Origin of the sequence: Lysinibacillus sp. NPDC093210, assembly GCF_044753985.1 — a bacterium.
GTDB lineage: Bacteria > Bacillota > Bacilli > Bacillales_A > Planococcaceae > Lysinibacillus.
The window spans coordinates 66,634-86,948 of the sequence record NZ_JBIVOE010000013.1 but is presented as its reverse complement, the minus strand read 5'-3'; the positions used below and the strand labels follow the sequence as shown (position 1 = coordinate 86,948).

General features: G+C 37.8%; 18 protein-coding genes. 2 read left to right on the top strand and 16 right to left on the bottom strand.

Annotated features, from left to right (window positions below):
* Positions 1–51 precede the first annotated feature (51 nt).
* From ACIP9C_RS21730 to lplA, 9 genes are all read right to left on the bottom strand, one after another.
* On the bottom strand, positions 52–1,281 hold the full coding sequence (locus ACIP9C_RS21730; protein WP_401014512.1) for an EAL and HDOD domain-containing protein: 1,230 nt from the start codon (positions 1,279–1,281) through the stop codon (positions 52–54).
* Positions 1,282–1,742: 461 nt separating this feature from the next.
* Entirely contained in the window at positions 1,743–2,387 is a 645-nt protein-coding gene (locus ACIP9C_RS21725; protein ID WP_401014574.1) for a VTT domain-containing protein, read from the bottom strand.
* A gap of 443 nt (positions 2,388–2,830) precedes the next feature.
* Positions 2,831–4,381 carry a fatty acid--CoA ligase family protein gene (locus ACIP9C_RS21720; protein WP_401014509.1) on the bottom strand — a complete coding sequence of 517 codons (1,551 nt, stop codon included), beginning with the start codon at positions 4,379–4,381 and terminating at the stop codon, positions 2,831–2,833.
* A 141-nt stretch (positions 4,382–4,522) separates the two neighbouring features.
* Positions 4,523–6,463 carry an FtsX-like permease family protein gene (locus ACIP9C_RS21715; RefSeq protein WP_401014506.1) on the bottom strand — a complete coding sequence of 647 codons (1,941 nt, stop codon included), beginning with the start codon at positions 6,461–6,463 and terminating at the stop codon, positions 4,523–4,525.
* Positions 6,435–7,211, bottom strand: a complete 777-nt coding sequence (locus ACIP9C_RS21710) for an ABC transporter ATP-binding protein (RefSeq protein WP_401014503.1) — start codon at positions 7,209–7,211, stop codon at positions 6,435–6,437. The genes ACIP9C_RS21715 and ACIP9C_RS21710 overlap by 29 nt, the downstream gene beginning before the upstream one ends.
* A gap of 12 nt (positions 7,212–7,223) precedes the next feature.
* A complete protein-coding gene (locus ACIP9C_RS21705; RefSeq protein WP_401014500.1) occupies positions 7,224–7,655 on the bottom strand; it encodes a hypothetical protein in 432 nt (143 codons plus the stop codon).
* A gap of 11 nt (positions 7,656–7,666) precedes the next feature.
* Positions 7,667–8,650, bottom strand: coding sequence for a sensor histidine kinase (locus ACIP9C_RS21700; protein WP_401014497.1), 984 nt, complete (start codon positions 8,648–8,650; stop codon positions 7,667–7,669).
* Complete coding sequence (locus tag ACIP9C_RS21695; RefSeq protein ID WP_401014494.1) at positions 8,650–9,354, bottom strand: response regulator transcription factor; 705 nt, start codon at positions 9,352–9,354, stop codon at positions 8,650–8,652. The genes ACIP9C_RS21700 and ACIP9C_RS21695 overlap by 1 nt, the downstream gene beginning before the upstream one ends.
* A gap of 230 nt (positions 9,355–9,584) precedes the next feature.
* Positions 9,585–10,577 (bottom strand): lipoate--protein ligase, encoded by a 993-nt coding sequence (gene lplA, locus ACIP9C_RS21690; protein WP_401014491.1) that lies wholly within the window; start codon positions 10,575–10,577, stop codon positions 9,585–9,587.
* Between the two features lie 142 nt (positions 10,578–10,719).
* Between lplA and yhfH the strand changes: the two genes are divergently transcribed.
* Positions 10,720–10,845: a protein YhfH gene (yhfH, locus tag ACIP9C_RS21685; protein ID WP_069514604.1), complete on the top strand. Its 126-nt coding sequence runs from the start codon at positions 10,720–10,722 to the stop codon at positions 10,843–10,845.
* 452 nt (positions 10,846–11,297) lie between these two features.
* Here the strand turns inward: yhfH and ACIP9C_RS21680 are convergent, their stop codons facing one another.
* The 6 genes from ACIP9C_RS21680 to ACIP9C_RS21655 all read right to left on the bottom strand — a co-directional run bounded on the left by ACIP9C_RS21680 (position 11,298) and on the right by ACIP9C_RS21655 (position 17,819).
* Complete coding sequence (locus ACIP9C_RS21680) at positions 11,298–13,484, bottom strand: YhgE/Pip family protein (protein ID WP_401014488.1); 2,187 nt, start codon at positions 13,482–13,484, stop codon at positions 11,298–11,300.
* Positions 13,485–13,587: 103 nt separating this feature from the next.
* Entirely contained in the window at positions 13,588–14,157 is a 570-nt protein-coding gene (locus ACIP9C_RS21675; RefSeq protein ID WP_401014486.1) for a TetR/AcrR family transcriptional regulator, read from the bottom strand.
* A gap of 145 nt (positions 14,158–14,302) precedes the next feature.
* On the bottom strand, positions 14,303–14,788 hold the full coding sequence (locus ACIP9C_RS21670; protein WP_401014483.1) for a FixH family protein: 486 nt from the start codon (positions 14,786–14,788) through the stop codon (positions 14,303–14,305).
* Positions 14,789–14,791: 3 nt separating this feature from the next.
* Positions 14,792–16,180 carry a sensor histidine kinase gene (locus tag ACIP9C_RS21665; RefSeq protein WP_401014480.1) on the bottom strand — a complete coding sequence of 463 codons (1,389 nt, stop codon included), beginning with the start codon at positions 16,178–16,180 and terminating at the stop codon, positions 14,792–14,794.
* A complete protein-coding gene (locus ACIP9C_RS21660) occupies positions 16,177–16,860 on the bottom strand; it encodes a response regulator transcription factor (protein WP_401014477.1) in 684 nt (227 codons plus the stop codon). The genes ACIP9C_RS21665 and ACIP9C_RS21660 overlap by 4 nt, the downstream gene beginning before the upstream one ends.
* Positions 16,857–17,819: a YncE family protein gene (locus tag ACIP9C_RS21655; protein WP_401014474.1), complete on the bottom strand. Its 963-nt coding sequence runs from the start codon at positions 17,817–17,819 to the stop codon at positions 16,857–16,859. The genes ACIP9C_RS21660 and ACIP9C_RS21655 overlap by 4 nt, the downstream gene beginning before the upstream one ends.
* Positions 17,820–18,004: 185 nt before the next feature.
* Here ACIP9C_RS21655 and ACIP9C_RS21650 point away from each other — a divergent pair, with 185 nt between their 5' ends.
* Positions 18,005–19,099, top strand: a complete 1,095-nt coding sequence (locus tag ACIP9C_RS21650; RefSeq protein ID WP_401014471.1) for a glycosyltransferase — start codon at positions 18,005–18,007, stop codon at positions 19,097–19,099.
* A 276-nt stretch (positions 19,100–19,375) separates the two neighbouring features.
* On the opposite strand, the gene ACIP9C_RS21645 is transcribed toward ACIP9C_RS21650, so the two are convergent.
* A partial coding sequence (locus tag ACIP9C_RS21645) for a collagen-like domain-containing protein (RefSeq protein WP_483869676.1) occupies positions 19,376–20,315 on the bottom strand: 940 nt, incomplete at its 5' end.

Genomic DNA, 20,315 nt, shown 5'->3' with positions numbered 1-20,315 from the left:
AAAAGCTACCTTGTGAACATCGGTAGCTTATTTTCTGTAGTTTTTCCCTAATTATAATGATGTTTCCGCCCATTCTAAAGCTTCATTATATAAAAGATCAATGCTTGCCATTTCAATGTTTATTTGAGGTGCTAATTGCTCTAGGCGTTCCCAATCTAGTTTACCTAGGGCAATACTAAACTCTAAATATGGTGTCATCTCAGTTTGTCCACCTAAAATCGTTTCCGTAATCGCCTCTGAAAAAGGTAATTGCTGCAAAATAACATTCATCGGTCTTTGTAATATCGTATCAATTAATGAAAACATCCCGACTAAAAAATACTCAGAAAAGTTTTGCTTATAGGATAGCTTTGCTAATTTTTCACAAACTTTTGCTCTGAACAAAGATGTTCGCATCAATTCTTGAAAAAGATCTGAATCCGTTTTACCATCAAATTCACGTAAAGCTAATAAATATATCCACTTACGTAGATTTGCTAAACCAAGTAATAGTATAGCTTGCTTAATTGAACGCACTTTAGATTTTGAACGTCTACTAGAATTATTAATCATTTTTAATAATTTATACGTTAACGATATATCACGTTCGATGTTTTCCGCTAACAGATGAACATTAGGCTCTTCTTCTTTTAAAAGAGAAATTATATGGAAATATTGAATTGCATTTGCAGGTATATCCATTGCTCTAATTATTTGAGGCTGCTCAAAAAAGTAGCCTTGGAATAACTCATAGCCTGAGTGCTTTGCTACTTTAAATTGGTTTTGTGTCTCCACTTTTTCAGCAAGCAATTTAATATGAGGGAAATTTTCTTTTACCATATTTTCAATTTCCATTCTTTCAAGCACAGAGGATAATAAAAAATCCACCTTTATATAATCTATATGAGGGAAAAGTTTTTCATATATTTGTACATCTTCGTTTAAAATAAAATCATCTAAAGCTATTGTAAATCCATGTGCCTTCAGCTCAATGACACGCTCAACTAATTTGGGTGTTAGTGGTACATCCTCTAAAATCTCAATTACTATTTGCGAAGGATTTAAAAATTCTTCAATTGAACTCATAAGCAAGTTTTCCGTAAAATTAACAAAACAAGGCTTCCCTTTCGTCACCTCGTCAATACCTATTGATAAAAATGAGTTCACTAACACATCCACAGTTGCAGCATCTGAATCGACATCAGGAAATGAATTTTCATTTTTATTTCGATACAACAATTCATACGCAACGACCTGTTCGTGAAGATTAAAGATTGGCTGTCTTCCGATAAATACTTCCATTTCGTTGCCTCCAATTCACCATTTTCTAGTAATTATTATAGCATCTTTCAGTACCTTACGCTTATTTTTTCAGCATTATATTATTTGTTTCTTACACGTCAACTAACATATACCTATACAATTTACTATTTATTACTTATGTAACTGGAGTAGTCATAAATAATACTTTTTTGATAAACATCCACTTTGCCACACAACATAAAGTGTTTGTCATAAGCCTTTAATCGCATTATAAAATAAATCATAAGAAATCCATATACTGTTCAGAAAATAATTACATTAAGCAAAATGAAATAGAATTTTATGTATTTTAAGTAGATGTTAGAAACTCCAGTTGGAACCAGAGCATAATTTGCGAATAGCCATTCTAAATAGATTTAAATAAAAAAGACTATAAACAAACTCGAAATTTTCAAGTTGTCTATAGTCTGAATACCTCAGAACATTTCTGAAGCATCTATTTATTTCCCAAATTTAGATTTGAAAGCGCCAATAACCGCTGGTACTACTGAGATAAATATAATTAAAATAAGAACTACCGAGAAATTATCTTTAATAATTGGGATATTCCCAAAGAAATAACCAAGTAATGTACAGCTGAATACCCATAAAACTGCACCTACTATGTTGTACAGTAAAAAGTAGCTATAATGCATCTTACTTGCCCCTGCAACAAATGGAATAAACGTACGAATGAAAGGCATGAATCGAGCAATAACAATCGTTTTCCCACCATGTGTGTTGAAAAACTTCTCCGCAGCTTCCATACGTTCCTTTTTGACGATTCGGCCTAATAAGCTCTTAGGTGGAATCGAAGTACCAACTTTGTGACCTATATGATAATTCATTGTATCCCCTAAAATTGCTGCAGCCAAAAATACAGGTATTAGAATCCATAAATCAAAGGCTCCCATTGCTGCTGTTAATGTACCACTAGCGAACAGTAATGAATCACCCGGTAAAAATGGGAAAATGACAACACCTGTTTCGACAAACACAATTGCAAATAAAATGAGATAACTCCAATTACCAAAATCACGAATAATTTCTTCTAAATGCACATCAATATGCATTATAAAACTAATTAACTCTTGAATGAGTCCTATCATTGTTTTTGTATGCTCTCTTTCAATTTAATTTTTCCTAAAAACTTGGACGTTGTTACGCATAAAAGGGTTCCAAATCAATACAACATAGTATACAAGTTACTACTCCCCTACTATATGACAAGCCCTTTTAAAGTATGTAGAAGTTTTGCACATGACTGATTTTATCACTACGGCTCTATGCACTCAACTTATTTAGTCATATTTAGTATAAGTGCCAGGCACTCAAACAATTCTGAATTTTTCCCTTAATATAGTTTTAAAAACTAAGTATGAATCCATGGAGACGCCTAGGGAAATGCACAGGACATAAGACGCAATAATCCGCGCGCAAAAAGCTTAGTGGATTTTTACGAGTGCCAGGCACCCATACAATTGACAATTTTCAAAATAAAAGCCCACCACTGGACTTTCTGTGGTGGACATGAATTCTATTAAAAATCTTATACTGTTGTCGCTTTTAAAGAACGACGCAAAATTTTACCTGTTGTATTTTTCGGTAGCTCGTCCAAGATTTCAACGACTTTTGGAACCTTGTATTTCACCATATGTTTTGCACAGTACTCTAATATATCATCTGCTGTAGTTGCCGTTCCTTCTTTGAGCACAATATAGGCATGAACTGCTTCACCGAAGTTAGGGTCTGGATAGCCCACTACTGCCGCCTCTACGATATTGTCATGAGCAAACAACACTTCCTCGACTTCTCTCGGGTATACGTTATAGCCTCCAACAATAATCATATCCTTTTTGCGATCAACGATATAAAAATATCCTTCGTCATCTACTTTTGCAAGATCACCTGTGTATAACCAACCATCCCGGATGGCCATTGCAGTTTCTTCAGGCATTTTATAGTAGCCTTTCATCACGTTTGGCCCACGAACGACTAACTCGCCAACCTCACCAACAGGAACTTCTCTTCCATTGACATCAACGACTCTATTTTCGACATTGTTAATAGATGTACCGATGGAGCCTGCTTTCCGTTCTCTATCTAATGGATTAAAGCATGTTACAGGTGAAGCTTCTGATAAGCCATACCCCTCTGATACACGTACATTAAATTTCTGCTCGAAATTATGTAATAGTGCAACAGGTAAAGATGCGCCTCCTGAAATGGCTAAACGAATTGTCGAAAAATCTTCCGGTTTGCCTTCAGGTAATAAATGTAAAAAATTATACATCGTTGGGACACCAGCAAATACCGTTGCCTGTTGCTCCTTCGCCAATGCGAAAATTTCACTTGGACTAAAGCGCGGTGCAAGCAAAACGGTTGCACCACTGATTAAAGGTGCATTGACAACTACCGTTAACGCAAATACGTGGAAAACTGGTAATGTGGCAATAATGCGGTCATCAGCTCTATAGCCTAAATAGGTAGAAACGTCACGTGCATTTGAATAAACATTTCCGTGGGACAGCATGGCGCCCTTTGGATTCCCTGTTGTTCCTGATGTATATAATATAATTGCCGTATCATCATCTGCTACGTTCGCTGGTTCTAATGATCCAGATGCACGGGCAATGATCTGTGAAAATAAATGCGTTTTCGCTTTCGCCTCTGCCGATAAAGCAGCTACTTTTTCAGCTACATCTGCCGTTGTTTCACAAACTACAAATGTCTCAACTTCTGGAAAGGCTTGTACACCTACTTCTACTAATGGAAGCAGTGCATCGAGCGCAATCACTGCCTTGACATCTCCATTACGTAAAATATAAGAAATTTCATCTGGCGTATAAATTGGATTTACAGGAATTGCTGTAGCTCCTAAACGCATCGTTGCATATAAAGCAATTAAATAATGTGGCGTATTGCCGAGTAAAAACGCCACATGGTCCCCTTTTTGTACCCCTAAATCTTGTAACCCCTGTGCAAAGCGACCTATTGTCTGTTCAAATTCCCCATACGTCGTATCTTTCCCCATAAAATGATACGCAATTTTTTCCGGTTGCTCTGCTGCTTGTTGACGAACACATGAAACTAAATTCAATTACACCATCCCCTTATCGTATAAAATGAATCGTTATTCAGTAATATTATATAAGAAATATATCTAAAAGACAATGAGTCTTTTTACTTCATGTCATTATTACCGTCAAAAAATTCATTTTTTTCTCTTTTGTACAGATTTTCAAGAACGGATATGTGAGATATATCGCCAACGGATTAAGTAAAAATAAATTACTTGAATAAGAACGAAAAAACCAAATGCAAAGAAAACTTCTTTAACTATTGAAATATTAGCAATATCCTTTAAAATGCCTTGAACCATAAAAAAGGCAAAGGCACTGTGCATCATAGCAACACTCCACGGCAAGAAAAATTGCGGGAATAAATGGCGATTGACCAGCTTTTTCAACTCTATATCTGTTAACCCCATTCGCTTTAAGACATCAAATTTCCGCTTCTCTCGTTCAAGTGAAGTATGCAGTTTAAAGTAAATGAAGCTACCAGCCGCTAGTAAAAATACAGTCGCTACTAAAACACCAACTAATGTAAATAATGAGTACGTAGCTAGTATATAAGAATAATTTAATCCTGCATTTTCAAAGTAAAAGGGGCTATGCTTGCCCTTCTTAATATTATAAAAATATTCAGTTGATGCCATTTCAACTATGTCCTTACCAATTTCCTTTGTCTCCATCCACTGCGGAATATCAAAAGTAAACAGATGATAGCTCGGCTGCACAACACCCTTACTTGTAATTGGCTTCACAAGCTTCACAAAGTCTTCATCACTAATGACAATAGAATTCACACTAACTATTGAACCTGGAAATACTATTTTAGGGTAAACACTATCTATCGTAATAGGTATAGAGTTTTCTTCTAAAACCGTTTGGACTTCTTTATTTTTAAGCTTTTTTAAAGACTCTTCCGAATATGGTATGAATACTGCCTCTCCAGATTCTAAATTAATCAAAGGATAGTTAAAGGAGGATAGCAAGACGTTCATATCTGATTCTCGGAATACCTCCACCTCATTTCGTGTATATGAGGAAGTTTGCTTAACAACTACAAAGCGAGATAAATGATAGGATAATCCCTTCTCCTCTAATTGGATGCGTAGAGAATTAATGTGCGTAGCTTCATATGGGTTATCGCTATCTCCTTTATAGATAAGACCTAGTGGATTTAATCGATCGTATTGTGTTGTATAGGAGGACATCGTAGCTAATACGCCGACAGATAAAAATGCCATTGTCGATACCATCGTTACGACGAAAAACATTTTCACATTATCTCTCATAATGTGTGTTTGTTCAGCTAAAGATAAGAGGCGATAGCGCTGCCAATTAAATTTACGTTTTCCACGTGCAATTTGTAAAAAGAATGGTACTGAATCACTAAAAAAATAGTAAGTTCCAAAAGTTGCTGAGAACGGTATTAATAAAGTAAGACCAATCATTGTCGTATGAGAAACGATAAATGCCAGCACATAGGTTGCTAAAATTAAAGCAATGCCATATGTTGCACGAACCTTTGAATAGCTAGTCTCGCTATTTATATAATCATTTCCCTTGATAAGATCGCGAAGTTTTCTCTCACGTGTAAAATATACGCTGATGAAAGAAATAACGACAAAGGCACTAGTAAAAACACCGATTGTCAGTAAAAAAGGTTGCCACGAAACATAGAGCGGTAAATCCTCTAAATGCAAAATTTCTCGAACAATCATGAAGAAAAACTTCGAAAATGAAAATCCAAAAATAATGCCCACAATAATAGAACCCGCACCGATAATCATTGTCTCTAAAAAGACAAGCTTGTTCATTTGACGCTTTTCCATTCCAAGATGCAATAAAATAGCAAACTCATGTGATCTCGCCTCTAAAAAAGCACTCATCGAATAATATAAAAAGAACAATGTAAAGAGGACAAGTACGATTTCTGCACCAATCATGCCGACTAACGATACTTCTCCTAAAATCCCACGTTCAATATCTGGATGAAACATCAGCATTGAATAGATAAAAAATACGGCTACAGAAAAAAAGCTCGCCATAAAAAAGGCCCCGTATATACGGCTGTTCCGTACGACATTACGGTAAGCGAATTGTCGAAAGGTCACCTACTTGCCCTCCTCCTAGTAAGCTCAATACATTTAAAATACGTTGGAAAAACATTTGACGTCGGTCATCTCGATAAATCTCATTGAAAAATTCCCCGTCCTTAATAAATAGCACGCGATCACAATAGCTTGCTGCAATCGGATCATGAGTTACCATCACGATTGTCGTTTGTTTTTCCTTATTAATTTTTGTTAATAGCTCTAGTACATCCCGCGAAGAATTAGAATCTAAATTTCCCGTCGGTTCATCTGCTAAAATAAGGCTTGGGTTATGAATCAATGCCCGTCCTATCGCTGTTCTCTGTGCTTGTCCACCTGAAATTTCATTCGGACGTTTATGCAAAAAGGAAGCTAAATCAAGCTTTTCTATAATACCTGCAAGACGCTCTTCCATTACTTCTAATGGCTGCTGATCAAGCGTTAATGGTAACACGATATTTTCCTCGACAGTGAGCATATGCAATAAATTGAAATCCTGAAAAACAAAGCCCAGCTGTCTTCTTCTAAAATAAGCAAGTTCAGTAGCATTTAGCTTATGTGGGTTCATGCCATCTAAAATGATTTCTCCACTTGTTGGTTCGTCAATCGTAGAAATAATATTTAATAACGTAGTCTTACCACTTCCCGATGGGCCCATTACTGCTAAAAACTCACCTTCTTCGACCTCAAAGCTCAACTGATTGAGTGCACGATGTGTAACCTTTCCTTCGTATACTTTTGTAACATCTTTTATTTGTAAAATAGGCATGCCTTGTCCACCTTATTTCTCGATTAATTCCATAGATTCTGGTAATAGCCATTTTAATACCACCTCAAAGCCAATTTGAAACTGTGGCTCTATAATGGCTGAAGGTATGTTCTCTTCATCTTGAACTAGACTAAAGCAATGCTCGCCTACGACCATATCCCAACCATCTAATTCACCTTTAATTATTTCGCCACAAACTGAGTAGTGCCCACTATACATGACTTGCTCGCCTTCTACTGGAAAAGCATTAAGTAGGCATGGTTTATGTAAGTTTAGCCCAAGTGCATTGCAAAAATGCATTACCTCATCCTGAAGTAATAGGCTAGCCTGACGGAAATTTTCACAAAACATACAGTCACAAGCTTCTATCTGTAAGTCATACAGATTTTTCGTCTTTTCTAATTCAATATTTAATACCCAGTCATCAATACGTACTTCTCCCATTATTGCTCCCCCTAATTTGTAAATGTCACGGTGACAATCGTACCTTTACCTACTTCAGATGTAATGTCTAATTGATGTCCTAGTTTTTCACAGATTTCCTTTGCTAAATATAAGCCCATCCCTGTGGATTCCCCAGTTTTACGCCCATTCTCTCCCGTAAAAAAAGCTTTAGTCACACGTGAAAGGTCAGAAGCAGGAATACCAATTCCTTCATCACAAATAGCTAACTGAATATAATCATCTTTTTTAATCGCAGACATCACGATTTTTTTATTTTCTTCAAACGTATATTTCACCGCATTTGTAACGAACTGCCCAATAATAAAGCGAAGCCATTTTGAATCACTCGCAACGATCATGTCATCCTCTATATGAATTTCTGGGAAAACTCTATTTGTTATAAATAAACGTTTATTTTCATTAACAGTTGCAGTGACAATCGCTTTTAACGGAATCTGTTCTACTTGCATATCCTCTTCAAAATTTTCGAGTCGCGCATTGACAAGCACCATATCCAATCCTCTACGTAAGCGATCAATTTCCTCTTGCACATTCTTTTTATCGAGAGGTCGCTCATCCTGTAATAGCATCTCGATGACTGAAATAGGGGTTTTCATTTGGTGTACCCATTGATTCATAAATTGATCGTGTCGCTTTTGACTAGCATATAACGAATGCAGCTCATGCTGATAAAGGCGATATAATTCATGCATATATTTTTCTACTTGCATCGCTTCTGGTGTCTTGGCATTTTTTTGTAGCACATCCTCCATTGATTTTGGAAGATGCAATAATTTGCTCAAATAACTTTGACGCATTAAATAGCGAATAAGTAAAAATGAGCATAGCAATACCAAACTAATACTTACAGAGTAAATAGCAGTATCGACGTTACGGAAGCCGTCGAGCCAATACAACACCATAATAAAACCAACTAAAATTAGCTGAAAGATAAAAAATGTTGCATAATCTCGCAAAAATAATTTCCAACCCATTACAGCTCACCCGCACTTAATATAAAGCGATAACCTGCTCCGCGGACTGTCTCAATTGTTGACGAAATATTATAATCCGCTAGCTTTTTACGCACACGCGTCATATTAACATTCAACGTATTTTCATCGACAAATGCTTGATCGTCCCATAGCTCCTCTAACAGTTGCTCACGCGTAACAACTTTTGGTGCCTGGCCCATTAACAGCTCTAAAATGATACATTCTTTTTTCTGTAATGGAATTTCTAAATCATTTTTGTGCAACTCCATACGCTCTAAATGCAATACAAGCTGCCCTTGCTTAATCGTCCGTTCTTCTTGCCTAGCCGCATATTCGCCATATGTACGACGTAAGTGACTACGGATTTTAGCCAAAACAATTTCATAATTGAATGGCTTTGTAATAAAATCGTCACCTCCATTTTCAAGCGCAAAAATTTGATCCATTTCCCCAGATCGTGCTGAAATGAAAATGATTGGACAAGTTGTATGTTGACGTAACTGACGACACCAATAATAGCCGTCATACGCTGGTAAATTTATATCAAGCAATACCATATGTGGATTAAACGAAGTAAACTCTTCGATTAGATGATCAAATTCTTGGATTGTTTCCACTTCGTATTGATATTTTCTAAGTGTTTCTGCAAGCAATGATGCAATCTTTACATCATCCTCGACAATAAATATTCGATGCTTCTCCATACCGACACTCCTTTCTATCGTATATTGTACCAAAAAAAGGCTACGCGCCATAATTGCGCGTGCCCTTTTCTATCATGAGTACGGAAGTAGCTTCGAATTTCTCCAATTGAGAAGTTTGGAATGTTTCGACTCAAAATGTTCCCAGTAGCATATCCATTCTATAGTCTAAGTATAGGCTAAAAATATCTTTCTTATCGAAAGGCATTTGCCAACTATTTTTTTGTCTACTGTTAATAAATTAATTGTAAAAACTCTTCTGTTGAGACACCACCAAAGTATGTTGGTACGTCGATATCAGCTAAAGCTTTTGCAATCGCTACACGGTCATAGTTTGTCCCAACTAGACGTTGCTCTACATCAGCCATATCGCCCACACCGAAGAAATCACCGAAAATATGTGCTTCTTCAATAACACCATGATTCACCTCTAAACGGATATCAATTCCACCTGAAGGGAAGCGATGTGTTTTTTGAATATTAAAGCGTGGAGATTTACCGTAATTCCATTCCCATGTTTGATAGCGTTCAGCAGATAATTTATGAATATTTGCCCAATCTTCGTCAGTTAGCTCATAATAGCGAATATTTTCTTCACCACCGAAAATGGACTTTAAAATTTCTAGACGGAATTCTTCTATCGTCATTTTGTCTTTTAAAAATTCCGAAATATTTGCTACACGTGAACGAATCGATTTAATGCCCTTTGATTCGATTTTATCTTTCTTTACCTTCAATGCAGATACAACAGCATCAATTTCTGTATCAAACATCAATGTTCCGTGACTAAACATACGGCCTTTAGTAGAAAACTGCGCGTTCCCAGATACTTTACGTCCTTCTGCTAAAATATCGTTACGACCTGACAGCTCAGCATTTACGCCCATTTTTGCAAGCGCATCTACAACCGGCTGAGTGAATTTTTTATAATTCATAAAGCTATCGCCATCGTCGTTTGTAATAAAACTAAAGTTTAGGTTTCCAAGGTCATGATACACCGCACCACCACCAGAGAGACGGCGCACAACGATAATACCGTTATCCTCCACATAGTCTGTATTAATTTCTTCTATCGTATTTTGGTTCTTCCCAATAATGATGGATGGCTGATTTATGTAAAATAACAGCACTGGCTCCTTCTCAACGTCCATTGTCTTTAATAAATACTCCTCAATGGCAAGGTTAATGCGTGGATCATGTATCCCTTTATTATCAACGAAAATCATAGTCGTTTCCTCCTTCACAAAATATCCATATTTTATTTTAACGTAAATTAGGCATTTTGTGTTGACGAAACGCATCTGTTATAATACACTAGAAAATAATAAAACAGTAATAGTACAGATGAACTTAAAGGAGGAGTCCACAATGTTAGAAAACGTAGTTGAATTTTTCAAGAACTTACCTGCAAAACAATGCACGGAATGCGGCGAAAAGATCGAAGAACAAAGCGAATGCTACAGCAACACTTGTGAAAAATGTAACTGCCTATAAGCATTTGACTATTCTGTAGTCATTTCGTGCCCCACACGAACTAATAATGACACCCCTCATCATACATTTATGGTGAACCATTAATTAAATCTCTTACACTTACACAAAACAGCAGCTGATACGCTCATATCAGCTGCTGTTTTACTTTTAAACAAAATAAATGAAACCTTAGCTATTCTTTGCGGTGCCCGGCACTAATATATTTTCCATGCTAGCCGTATATTTTTTGACTTGCCAAGTAAAAATCCACGTAGACTCCTGCGGGAACAGCACGAGTTGTAAGACGCAACAAACCACGCGACAGCGAGGGTTGCGGCTTACACTGTGCCCGCGGAAAGCGTAGTGGATTTTTACGTTTTAGGATCCGATACTTTGCTAGATGACTAATTGTTTGAGTGCCTGGCACTTACAAAAAAGCACCCACCAAATAAATGGTGGGTGCAAAATATTGTTTAATCTTCTGCTACTTTTGAGTAACGTCTTGTGTGTAATAACATGAAATAACCAAAAGTAATGGCTAAGAACACAATTAAGTATCCAAATAATACACCGTAGTTTTGCCATAAATAAGACATGTCGCCTGTTGAAATGCTTGCTTTAAACGCTTGAACAGTATATGTCATTGGCAGTAATTTATTGAACACTTGTAATGGTGATGGAATAAGCTCAAGTGGGAATGTACCCGCGCTTGTTGTAAGTTGTAAAATTAGTACAACAATCGCTATGAAGCGACCTGGATCACCGAAAATAGATACTAACATTTGAATTAATGCTAAGAACACATAGCTTGTCACTAAAGCTGTTAGAACAAAGTAGCCTAAATTTTGCACCTCAAGACCTAAGCCCCATTTTACGATTGCTACTGTTAATAAAGCTTGAACAAGACCGACAAATGCAAGCACTGTCACTTTACTTGTAAACCATGTTGCACCATTTTTCGGACGAATAGCTGGTTCAACAAGTGGGAATACAATCGAGATTAGTAGTGCCCCAACAAATAATCCAAGTGAAATAAAGTAAGGTGCGAAACCTGTACCATAGTTTGGAACATGGTTAACTGATTCTTTTTCTACTTCTACTGGACTACCTACCATATCATACGTGTCATCATTTGCATGTACTTCGTTCGCTTTTTCACTAGCTTCACCTAATTTGCTAGATAGTGTAGCTGTACCATCTGCAAGTTCAGTCGAACCATCTGCAAGTGTTGCAGAGCCTTCTGCTAACTCACCAGATTTCGAAGCAAGTGTTGATGTGCCCTCGTTCAATGTTGTTGTACCACTAGCTAAGTCATTTAATCCTAAAGCTAATGTTTTTGAACCAGTTACAGCTGTGTTAACGCCAGCATGTAATTCACCAAGTTTATCAGCTAGTGTGGCATTACCAGCTTGTAGGCTTTGCGCACCTTTAACTAAGTCATTGCTTTTTGCTGCTAATGCATTTGCACCAGCTAAAACATCTTTTTGACCAGCTGCAATTTGTGTTGCACCACCGCTTACTTGGTTGGCACCAGCTTGTAATTTTTCAGCACCCGCTGCTAATGAATTTAAACCATTATGCACACTTGCACTTCCAGCTTGTAGCTCTGCTAACGTTTGTTTTAACGCTGCTGCTTGCTCTTCTGGCATTGATGCAATCGCATTTGTTAACTGTTCAGTTAGTGCTTTAATACCCGCTTCCACTTGTGCAGAACCATTCGATAATTGATTTGCTGAACTGTTTAATGTACCAGCATTTTCAGCCACTGATGCAGCACCAGAAGCTATTTGCTGTTGTTTTTCATTTAATGTTGTAAGACCTGCTTCTACCTTTGCTACACCTTGTGTGTATTGAGATAGACCTTGTTCAAGATTTGTCGCCCCTGCAGCTGCCTGCTGTGCACCTTGCTGTAACTGAACTGTACCATTTTCTAATTTCACTAGCCCTGTTGACAGTTCGTTAGCACCAGTTGCCGCTTGCCCTGCACCTTTTGTAATTTTATCTGTACCATCAGAAAGTTCAATCGTGCTAGAAGCTAACTGCTCCAAATAACCTTTTAAATCTTTTGCTCCATTTGCTACTTTTTGAGCGCCTTCATCTAGCTTAACTGACCCGTCAGCAGCTTCTGTAAAGCCATCTCCAAGTGTTGCAATTGAATCAAATAATTTTTCTGCATATGTAGCAGAAACTTGAGAATTTACTTCTGCTCGTATGCGATCCATTGCTGTTTCGCCAATTTGCGCACCTAGGAAGTTTAATCCTTCATTTGGGATATAGTTCATCACTAACTTAGAAGGTTTGTCATCAAGTAAAGTCGTAGCATGTTCTGAGAAATTTGCTGGTATTTCTAAAATCATGTAATAGTCTCGACTATTTAAACCTTTTTCTGCTTCTTCTTTTGACACTTCAATAAAGTCAAATTGCTTACTATCGACGAGTTTATCGACCAAGGTATCTCCTAAGTCTAACTTCACTTCATCCATTTCTGCTCCATTATCTTCATTGACAACCGCTACCGGCAAATTAGACATGCCTGCATACGGATCCCAAAACGCCCATAAAAACATGCCTGCGTACATGACCGGGATAAATAGGACAGCAATTATTGAAACAAGCATTTTTCTTGTTTTTAGGATTTTCAGCCATTCAGCTTTAATCATATTTTTCTCTCACTCCTATACTAATTGACCGTAATCGTCAATTGGTCATTTTTCTGCAAAAAAATCACAAACTTCACAGTGCGTAAAATTTGTAGATTCTTCTCTAAAGAACTAGCCCTCGAAAGATTGTTTCCTTGAAAAGATTTAGTATCTTTTCTTCAGGAATCATGTCGCCATGAAGCTCATGCCAATCTACTACAAACGCTAAATACGCTTTTAACAACAGATAGCTTACTAACTCTGTATCACAATCTCGAATCTCACCTTTATCAATACGTCTTTGAATTAACGTTGCAACGTACGATAATATTTCAGACTCTATGCGAATTAATACTTGTTTTACTGCTGGCGTACGTAATTCTTTTTCTTCCTCTATTAACTTCGCAAATAAAAGATGCTTCTCACGGAACTGTAGCATTTTCATTAAAGCATTATGTGCATTATCCATGAAGCTAGCTGATACATCCAACACTGCATCCGCTTCCGCTTTCATCTCACGTACAAGTGACATCGCAATCTCTTGAAATAAAATTTCCTTATTTGCAAAGAATGTATAAATCGTTCCTTTACCGACATTAGCAATTTTCGCCACTTGTTCCATCGTCGTTGCCTTATAGCCAAACAACGTAAATGATTTTGCAGCTGCTTCAAGAATTTCCTGCCTACGATCCATATGTGACATCCTTTCCTGTTAAGTTATGTACATCCTTTGTACACAGAAATTAAAATGACCAGAAAACCATTTCGGTCATCTGGTCATTATAATATTCCTATTTTAAAAATAATGCAAGCATTTATTGAATATTTTTTTCATTTTTTTAATGCTCTGTATCCTCTGATGAATCTTTACCATGATCCGACATGTTCATATTAGCTTTTTCATCTTCTTCAATTACTTTTGTCATATCAGGTGTTCCAGCCGTAATTTGCTGCTTCGGCATATTATGAATACCATTTGCCGTAGTATGGGCAAACATAAAATATACACCGTCATGATCAAATGTTGTTTGTGCTTTATAGACGCCATCTTTTTCTAATTTACCTTCAAGCATTTGTCCTTCATCGCGTTTACCTGATTCCCACACTTCAAATTCAACGATTGCATCATCGATATTTTTTTCACCTTGTATTACATGTGCAGCCAGTTCAATAGGAGCATTTACCTCAACTTCTTTTGGCGTTAAAATTTCCACTTCTAACATTTGAGGCTCCTCCAATGTAGATGATGTTGCAGGTTTTTCCTTTTCCCCACAACCTACTAATAATGCGGGTACAGCTATCAATGTAAATAACCACTTCTTCATGTTCTATTCCTCCATTAACGGCATCGAGATTTTTACCTTTGTGCCTTTGTCTATTTCACTTTCAATTTCAATCTTGCCTTGTAACTGTTTTAATAATTGCTCAACAATGGATAGACCTAGGCCACTCCCACCATCTACTCGACTGCGCGCTTTATTGACACGATAAAACCGCTCTGTAACATGTGATAAATCTTCCTGCGGTATACCGATGCCTTCATCTTTAATAGTAATGAGCGCGTTACCGTTGTGTTCAATTGCTACAATGTCAACCTTCGACTGCTCATAGGAGTAATTGATAGCATTTTCAATAATATTGATAAAAATTTGCTTTAGTTTCACTTCATCCGCTTTAACTATTAATTCATCATCTACAATAAGATGCAAAGTAATATTCTTTTTCTGTGCTTGATGCGATAAAATTTTTTGAACTTCTCGTAATGTCTCTGCTAGTGGTATCGGATAGAGAGCAATGTCCTTTTGTTCATTTTCCATCCGAGCAAGTTGAAGAAGCTCATTTGTTAAACGTTCCATACGATTTGCTTCACGCACGATTAACTGAATTGCTTCCTCTTGTTGCTCTTCAGCAATAATACCGTTTTGCATTGCTTCACTATAACCTTTCACATAGCTAATAGGTGTACGCAATTCATGAGATACAGTTGCTAAAAAGGTCTTTTGTGCCTCATCTTCTCGTTGAATTGCCTCTGCCATGTCGTTAAACGTCCTTGATAGTTTTCCTATCTCGTCACTCGATTTAACAGGCACACGTGTTTCATATCGTCCATAAGACATCTGCTCTACAGCAGTTTGTAAGTCACTTAATGGACGCATAATATGTTGAATACCTTTATATACAAAAAAACTAGTAACAATCAAAAAGACAAATGCACTCAAAAATAGGAAAATGACTTCTTGACTTGCCAACTCACTAATTTTTGCTAATGGGAAGTAAATATAAATTATTCCCTCTAGCCTATTTTGATCTACTAAAGGTAGTACTACTGAAATAAGCTGCCGATCGAATCGAGGTTCATAGCCAATTTTTTGCACATATTTACCTTCCAGCAATTGTTGCCGTTCCTCAGCACCTATCAATGTTTCATAATCAATATCAAAGGGGACACAGGCACTAAGTTCACGAGGGTTTCTAACAGCAAAAATATTTAAATTGGAATAATCATTATAATGTTCAATATTAGCAATAAATTCGTCTGTAACTTTACCACTCGTATACATTGTTTGTAGCTTAGTACCGATTTCAATCATATTGCTTTCCGTATCTTCCACGTAAAGCTGTTCATATAAAAAATCTGTCAGTACATACATAAAAACAACAGTTATAATCAAAAATGCGAAAATTAGTAGCCAAATACGGGTTGAAATCTTTTTCATTCTCCTGGATCAAAGCGGTAGCCTACTCCCCAAACGGTTTGTACATAGCCTGCTGCTTCCTTTCCAAGCTTCAATCGTAAAGTTTTAATATGAGTATCAACCGTTCTTGTTCCACCTAAATAATCAATATCCCAAATGCGCTCTAGTAGTTGCTCACGTGAATATGCATTTCCAGGATTTTTCATAAATAAGTGTAATAATTCAAATTCCTTTAAAGTTAACGGAATAACCTTCCCCTCAACTGAAACTTTACGTGCAATTTCATCTAATTTAATTGGCCCAAAGACAACATATTTTTGCTCAAAATCTGCTATATTAGCGCCACTTCTTCTTAATACAGCATGCATTCGTGCCACTAGTTCATCATTTGTAAACGGCTTGACGATATAATCATCTCCACCGAGTGTTAGACCCTTTACTTTATCCTCATTAGCATCTCGTGCCGTTAAGAATATTACGGGCACATTAGACATCGCCCGAATACTTTGACAAACCGCAAAACCATCTTCATGTGGCATCATCACATCTAATAAAACTAAGTCAATTTGTTCACGAACAATAATATCGTATGCCTCAGTTCCACATGCAGCCGTAAAGGTCTCGAAATTGGAGTTATTGAGCATCATCTCGATTAAATTACGCATATCTTGCTCATCATCTACAATTAATACCGTTGTCACTTTTCTTCCTCCCTTACTAACAGCTGAAATGCACCTTTGCCAACATCAACTGTTTTTTGTACTTGACCATCTTTTATAAAATATAATGTATGGTCGTCATAACCAGCCACAACAATATAGTCCTTAAACTGATTCACAACAAATGGATTTGCCCCTACTTCTTTTTCCCATAAAACATTTCCTTTAAAATCGACAACATATAATTCATTATGTCCGTGACTCACGACTAACACTTTATCCTTCGTCTTTGTTAAACCTACTGGCATTAATGGCATTTCTATATTGCCACGCACAACACCCGTTCCAAGATCAAATCGCTTTACCGAACTATTCGGCTTGCTTCCTTCACCATGCCCCCCGACCCAAAGCTCATTTGTCTCCTCAATTATTACAATGCCATGCGATGATTTTCCTATTGGCCATTCCTGTTCTATTGTTAAATCCTTAATGGATAACACCGATAGTTTCGTATCTTTATAATTGACCACATAGAGCTTATCTTTGTATGTAGCCATCGACATTGGATAGTTACCAAGTCGCTGTGAGGCCAATTCATTTCCTTCCACATCAAAGCTTGTCACTGTGTTCATCTTACTATTCGTCATAAAAAATTGTTTAACATCTGGATCATAATATACATTCGTCGTGCCTAGCTCTACTTTTTTTGAATAAAGCTTTTTACCAGTAGAAAGTGTAAAGACAACAATTTCATCTAATTGATGTCCATATAATAATATTCGGTCATTATCTAGTAATAATGCTCCTGTATATGCTTTATCGAATGACCATGTTGCAATCACGTTTCCTAGCTCATCAATAAAATCTAGTGAAGGCTCTTGTATATTGAGCGATGCAATAAAATTTTGATTACGGTCAATTGGCTCAAAAGACTTCTCTGTACACCCCGCCAACCAAATAACTTGTATAAAAGAAAAAATGAAGAATGCCCATTTTTTCATAATCATCACCTCTGCCCTTTAACTATACTTTACATTTGTGAAATCTGCGTGAAACTTGAAAGGTAAATTTATGACAAATTACCAAGTGATAACAGTGTATTTACACAATAAGAAAGGGCAATCTGCCTCGCAAAAAAACTGACTCTACATATACTACAAAGATTATTGAAAGGAGGAATCACAATATGGTAACGGTAAGTTTATGTATGATTGTGAAAAACGAAGAAGATGTTATCGCCAGATGCCTTGACTCAGTAAGAGATTTAGTCGATGAGATAAATATAGTGGACACCGGCTCCACTGACAAGACAAAGGAAATTGTTAAACAGTTTACTGATCGTATTTTTGATTTTGAGTGGATTCACCATTTTGCTGATGCGCGTAATTTTTCCTTCCAGCAAGCAACATGTGACTACATCCTTTGGCTAGATGCAGATGATGTGTTAATGGCGGAAGATCAAGAAAAGTTTAAAGCTTTAAAGGAATCTTTAACTCCCGATATCGATGCCGTCTCGATGAATTATCATTTAAGCTTCGATAACGAAGGTAATGCCAGTTCTCTTTTAAGAAGAAACCGATTAGTTAGAAGGGAGAAGCAATTTCGTTGGATAGGAGCAGTACATGAATATTTAGAGGTTAGTGGTAATCTTTTTGAAAGTGATGTTGCAGTTAGCCATTTACCACTTCATCACGATCATCAGCGCAATATTACTATTTATAAAAAACTCCTTCAATCAGGAGAACCTCTCACACCACGCGACACATTTTATTATGCCAATGAATTACTGGATCATAATGAAATCGAGGATGCGGTATTCTACTATGAGCTTTTTTTAACAACCAAACTAGGCTGGGTAGAAGATAATATTAATGCCTGTTTTAAGCTAGCTGATTGTTATTCGAAATTAAATGATAATGAAAATAACGTAAGTTCTATTTTAAGAAGCTTCGAATATGACACCCCGCGCCCTGAAGCATGTTGCAGGCTTGGCCATCATTTTATGGAACAAGCAAAAAATCATGAGGCCATCTTTTGGTATGAACAAGCACTGGCAATGAAACCTAAAGCAAACGCCCCTTTCCAAAATAAAACCTTTACTACTTGGTTGCCTCATTTACAACTTTGCGTCCTCTATGACCGTTTACAACAATACGAATTGGCCAATAACCATAATGAATTAGCCCGTGTCTACTTACCTAATGACCCAAAAATCTTACACAATAAAAACTATTTTGATCGTATGTTTAAAAAATCCAATGATAACCCTGGAATTACCTAATGAAAAAAGATTTAGACTCTTGTAAAAGCGGGTCCTTTCTTCTCTCAATCTTATCGCCCTCCCACTACGGTAATTTAACTAATTATAAATACTATATGTTTTACAAATTATCATATTAAACATCAAAAGTAGTTAACCGTCCACCTCCTCTATCATTTTTATGAATAGGATACTTGAGAGAGGAGGTGAATAAATGAACTTTGAAGATTACTTTTTAAATAATGTTTGCAGTAAATGTAAGACATTCCCTTGTGCTTGTATAAGAATACCCGAACATCATTGCTGCATTTGGCCAGTTAAACCTACGGGCACTACTGGTTTGACAGGCGCAACAGGACCTACTGGGCCTACTGGCGTAACTGGTGCTACTGGTGCTACTGGCGCTACTGGTGCTACTGGCAGCACCGGCGCTACTGGAGATCCTGGACCTACCGGCGCTACCGGTGAACTCGGACCTACTGGACCTACTGGCGCGACAGGGCTTCTCGGACCTACGGGACCTACTGGCGCTACAGGACTTCTCGGACCTACGGGACCTACCGGCGCGACTGGTTTGCTTGGACCTACAGGACCTACTGGCGCTACAGGACTTCTCGGACCTACGGGACCTACCGGCGCTACAGGACTTCTCGGACCTACGGGACCTACCGGCGCTACAGGACTTCTCGGACCTATAGGACCTACTGGCGCTACAGGACTTCTCGGACCTACAGGACCTACTGGCGCGACAGGACTTCTCGGACCTACGGGACCTACTGGCGCTACAGGGCTTCTCGGACCTACGGGCCCTACTGGCGCGACTGGTGAACTCGGACCTACGGGACCTACTGGCGCGACGGGGCTTCTCGGACCTACGGGCCCTACTGGCGCTACAGGACTTCTCGGACCTACGGGACCTACCGGCGCTACTGGTTTGCTTGGACCTACAGGACCTACTGGCGCTACAGGACTTCTCGGACCTACGGGACCTACTGGCGCTACTGGTTTACTCGGACCTACGGGACCTACCGGCGTTACTGGTGAACTCGGACCTACGGGACCTACTGGCGCTACAGGACTTCTCGGACCTACGGGACCTACTGGCGCTACTGGTTTACTTGGACCTACGGGCCCTACTGGCGCTACTGGTTTACTCGGACCTACGGGACCTACCGGCGTTACTGGTGAACTCGGACCTACGGGACCTACTGGCGCTACAGGACTTCTCGGACCTACG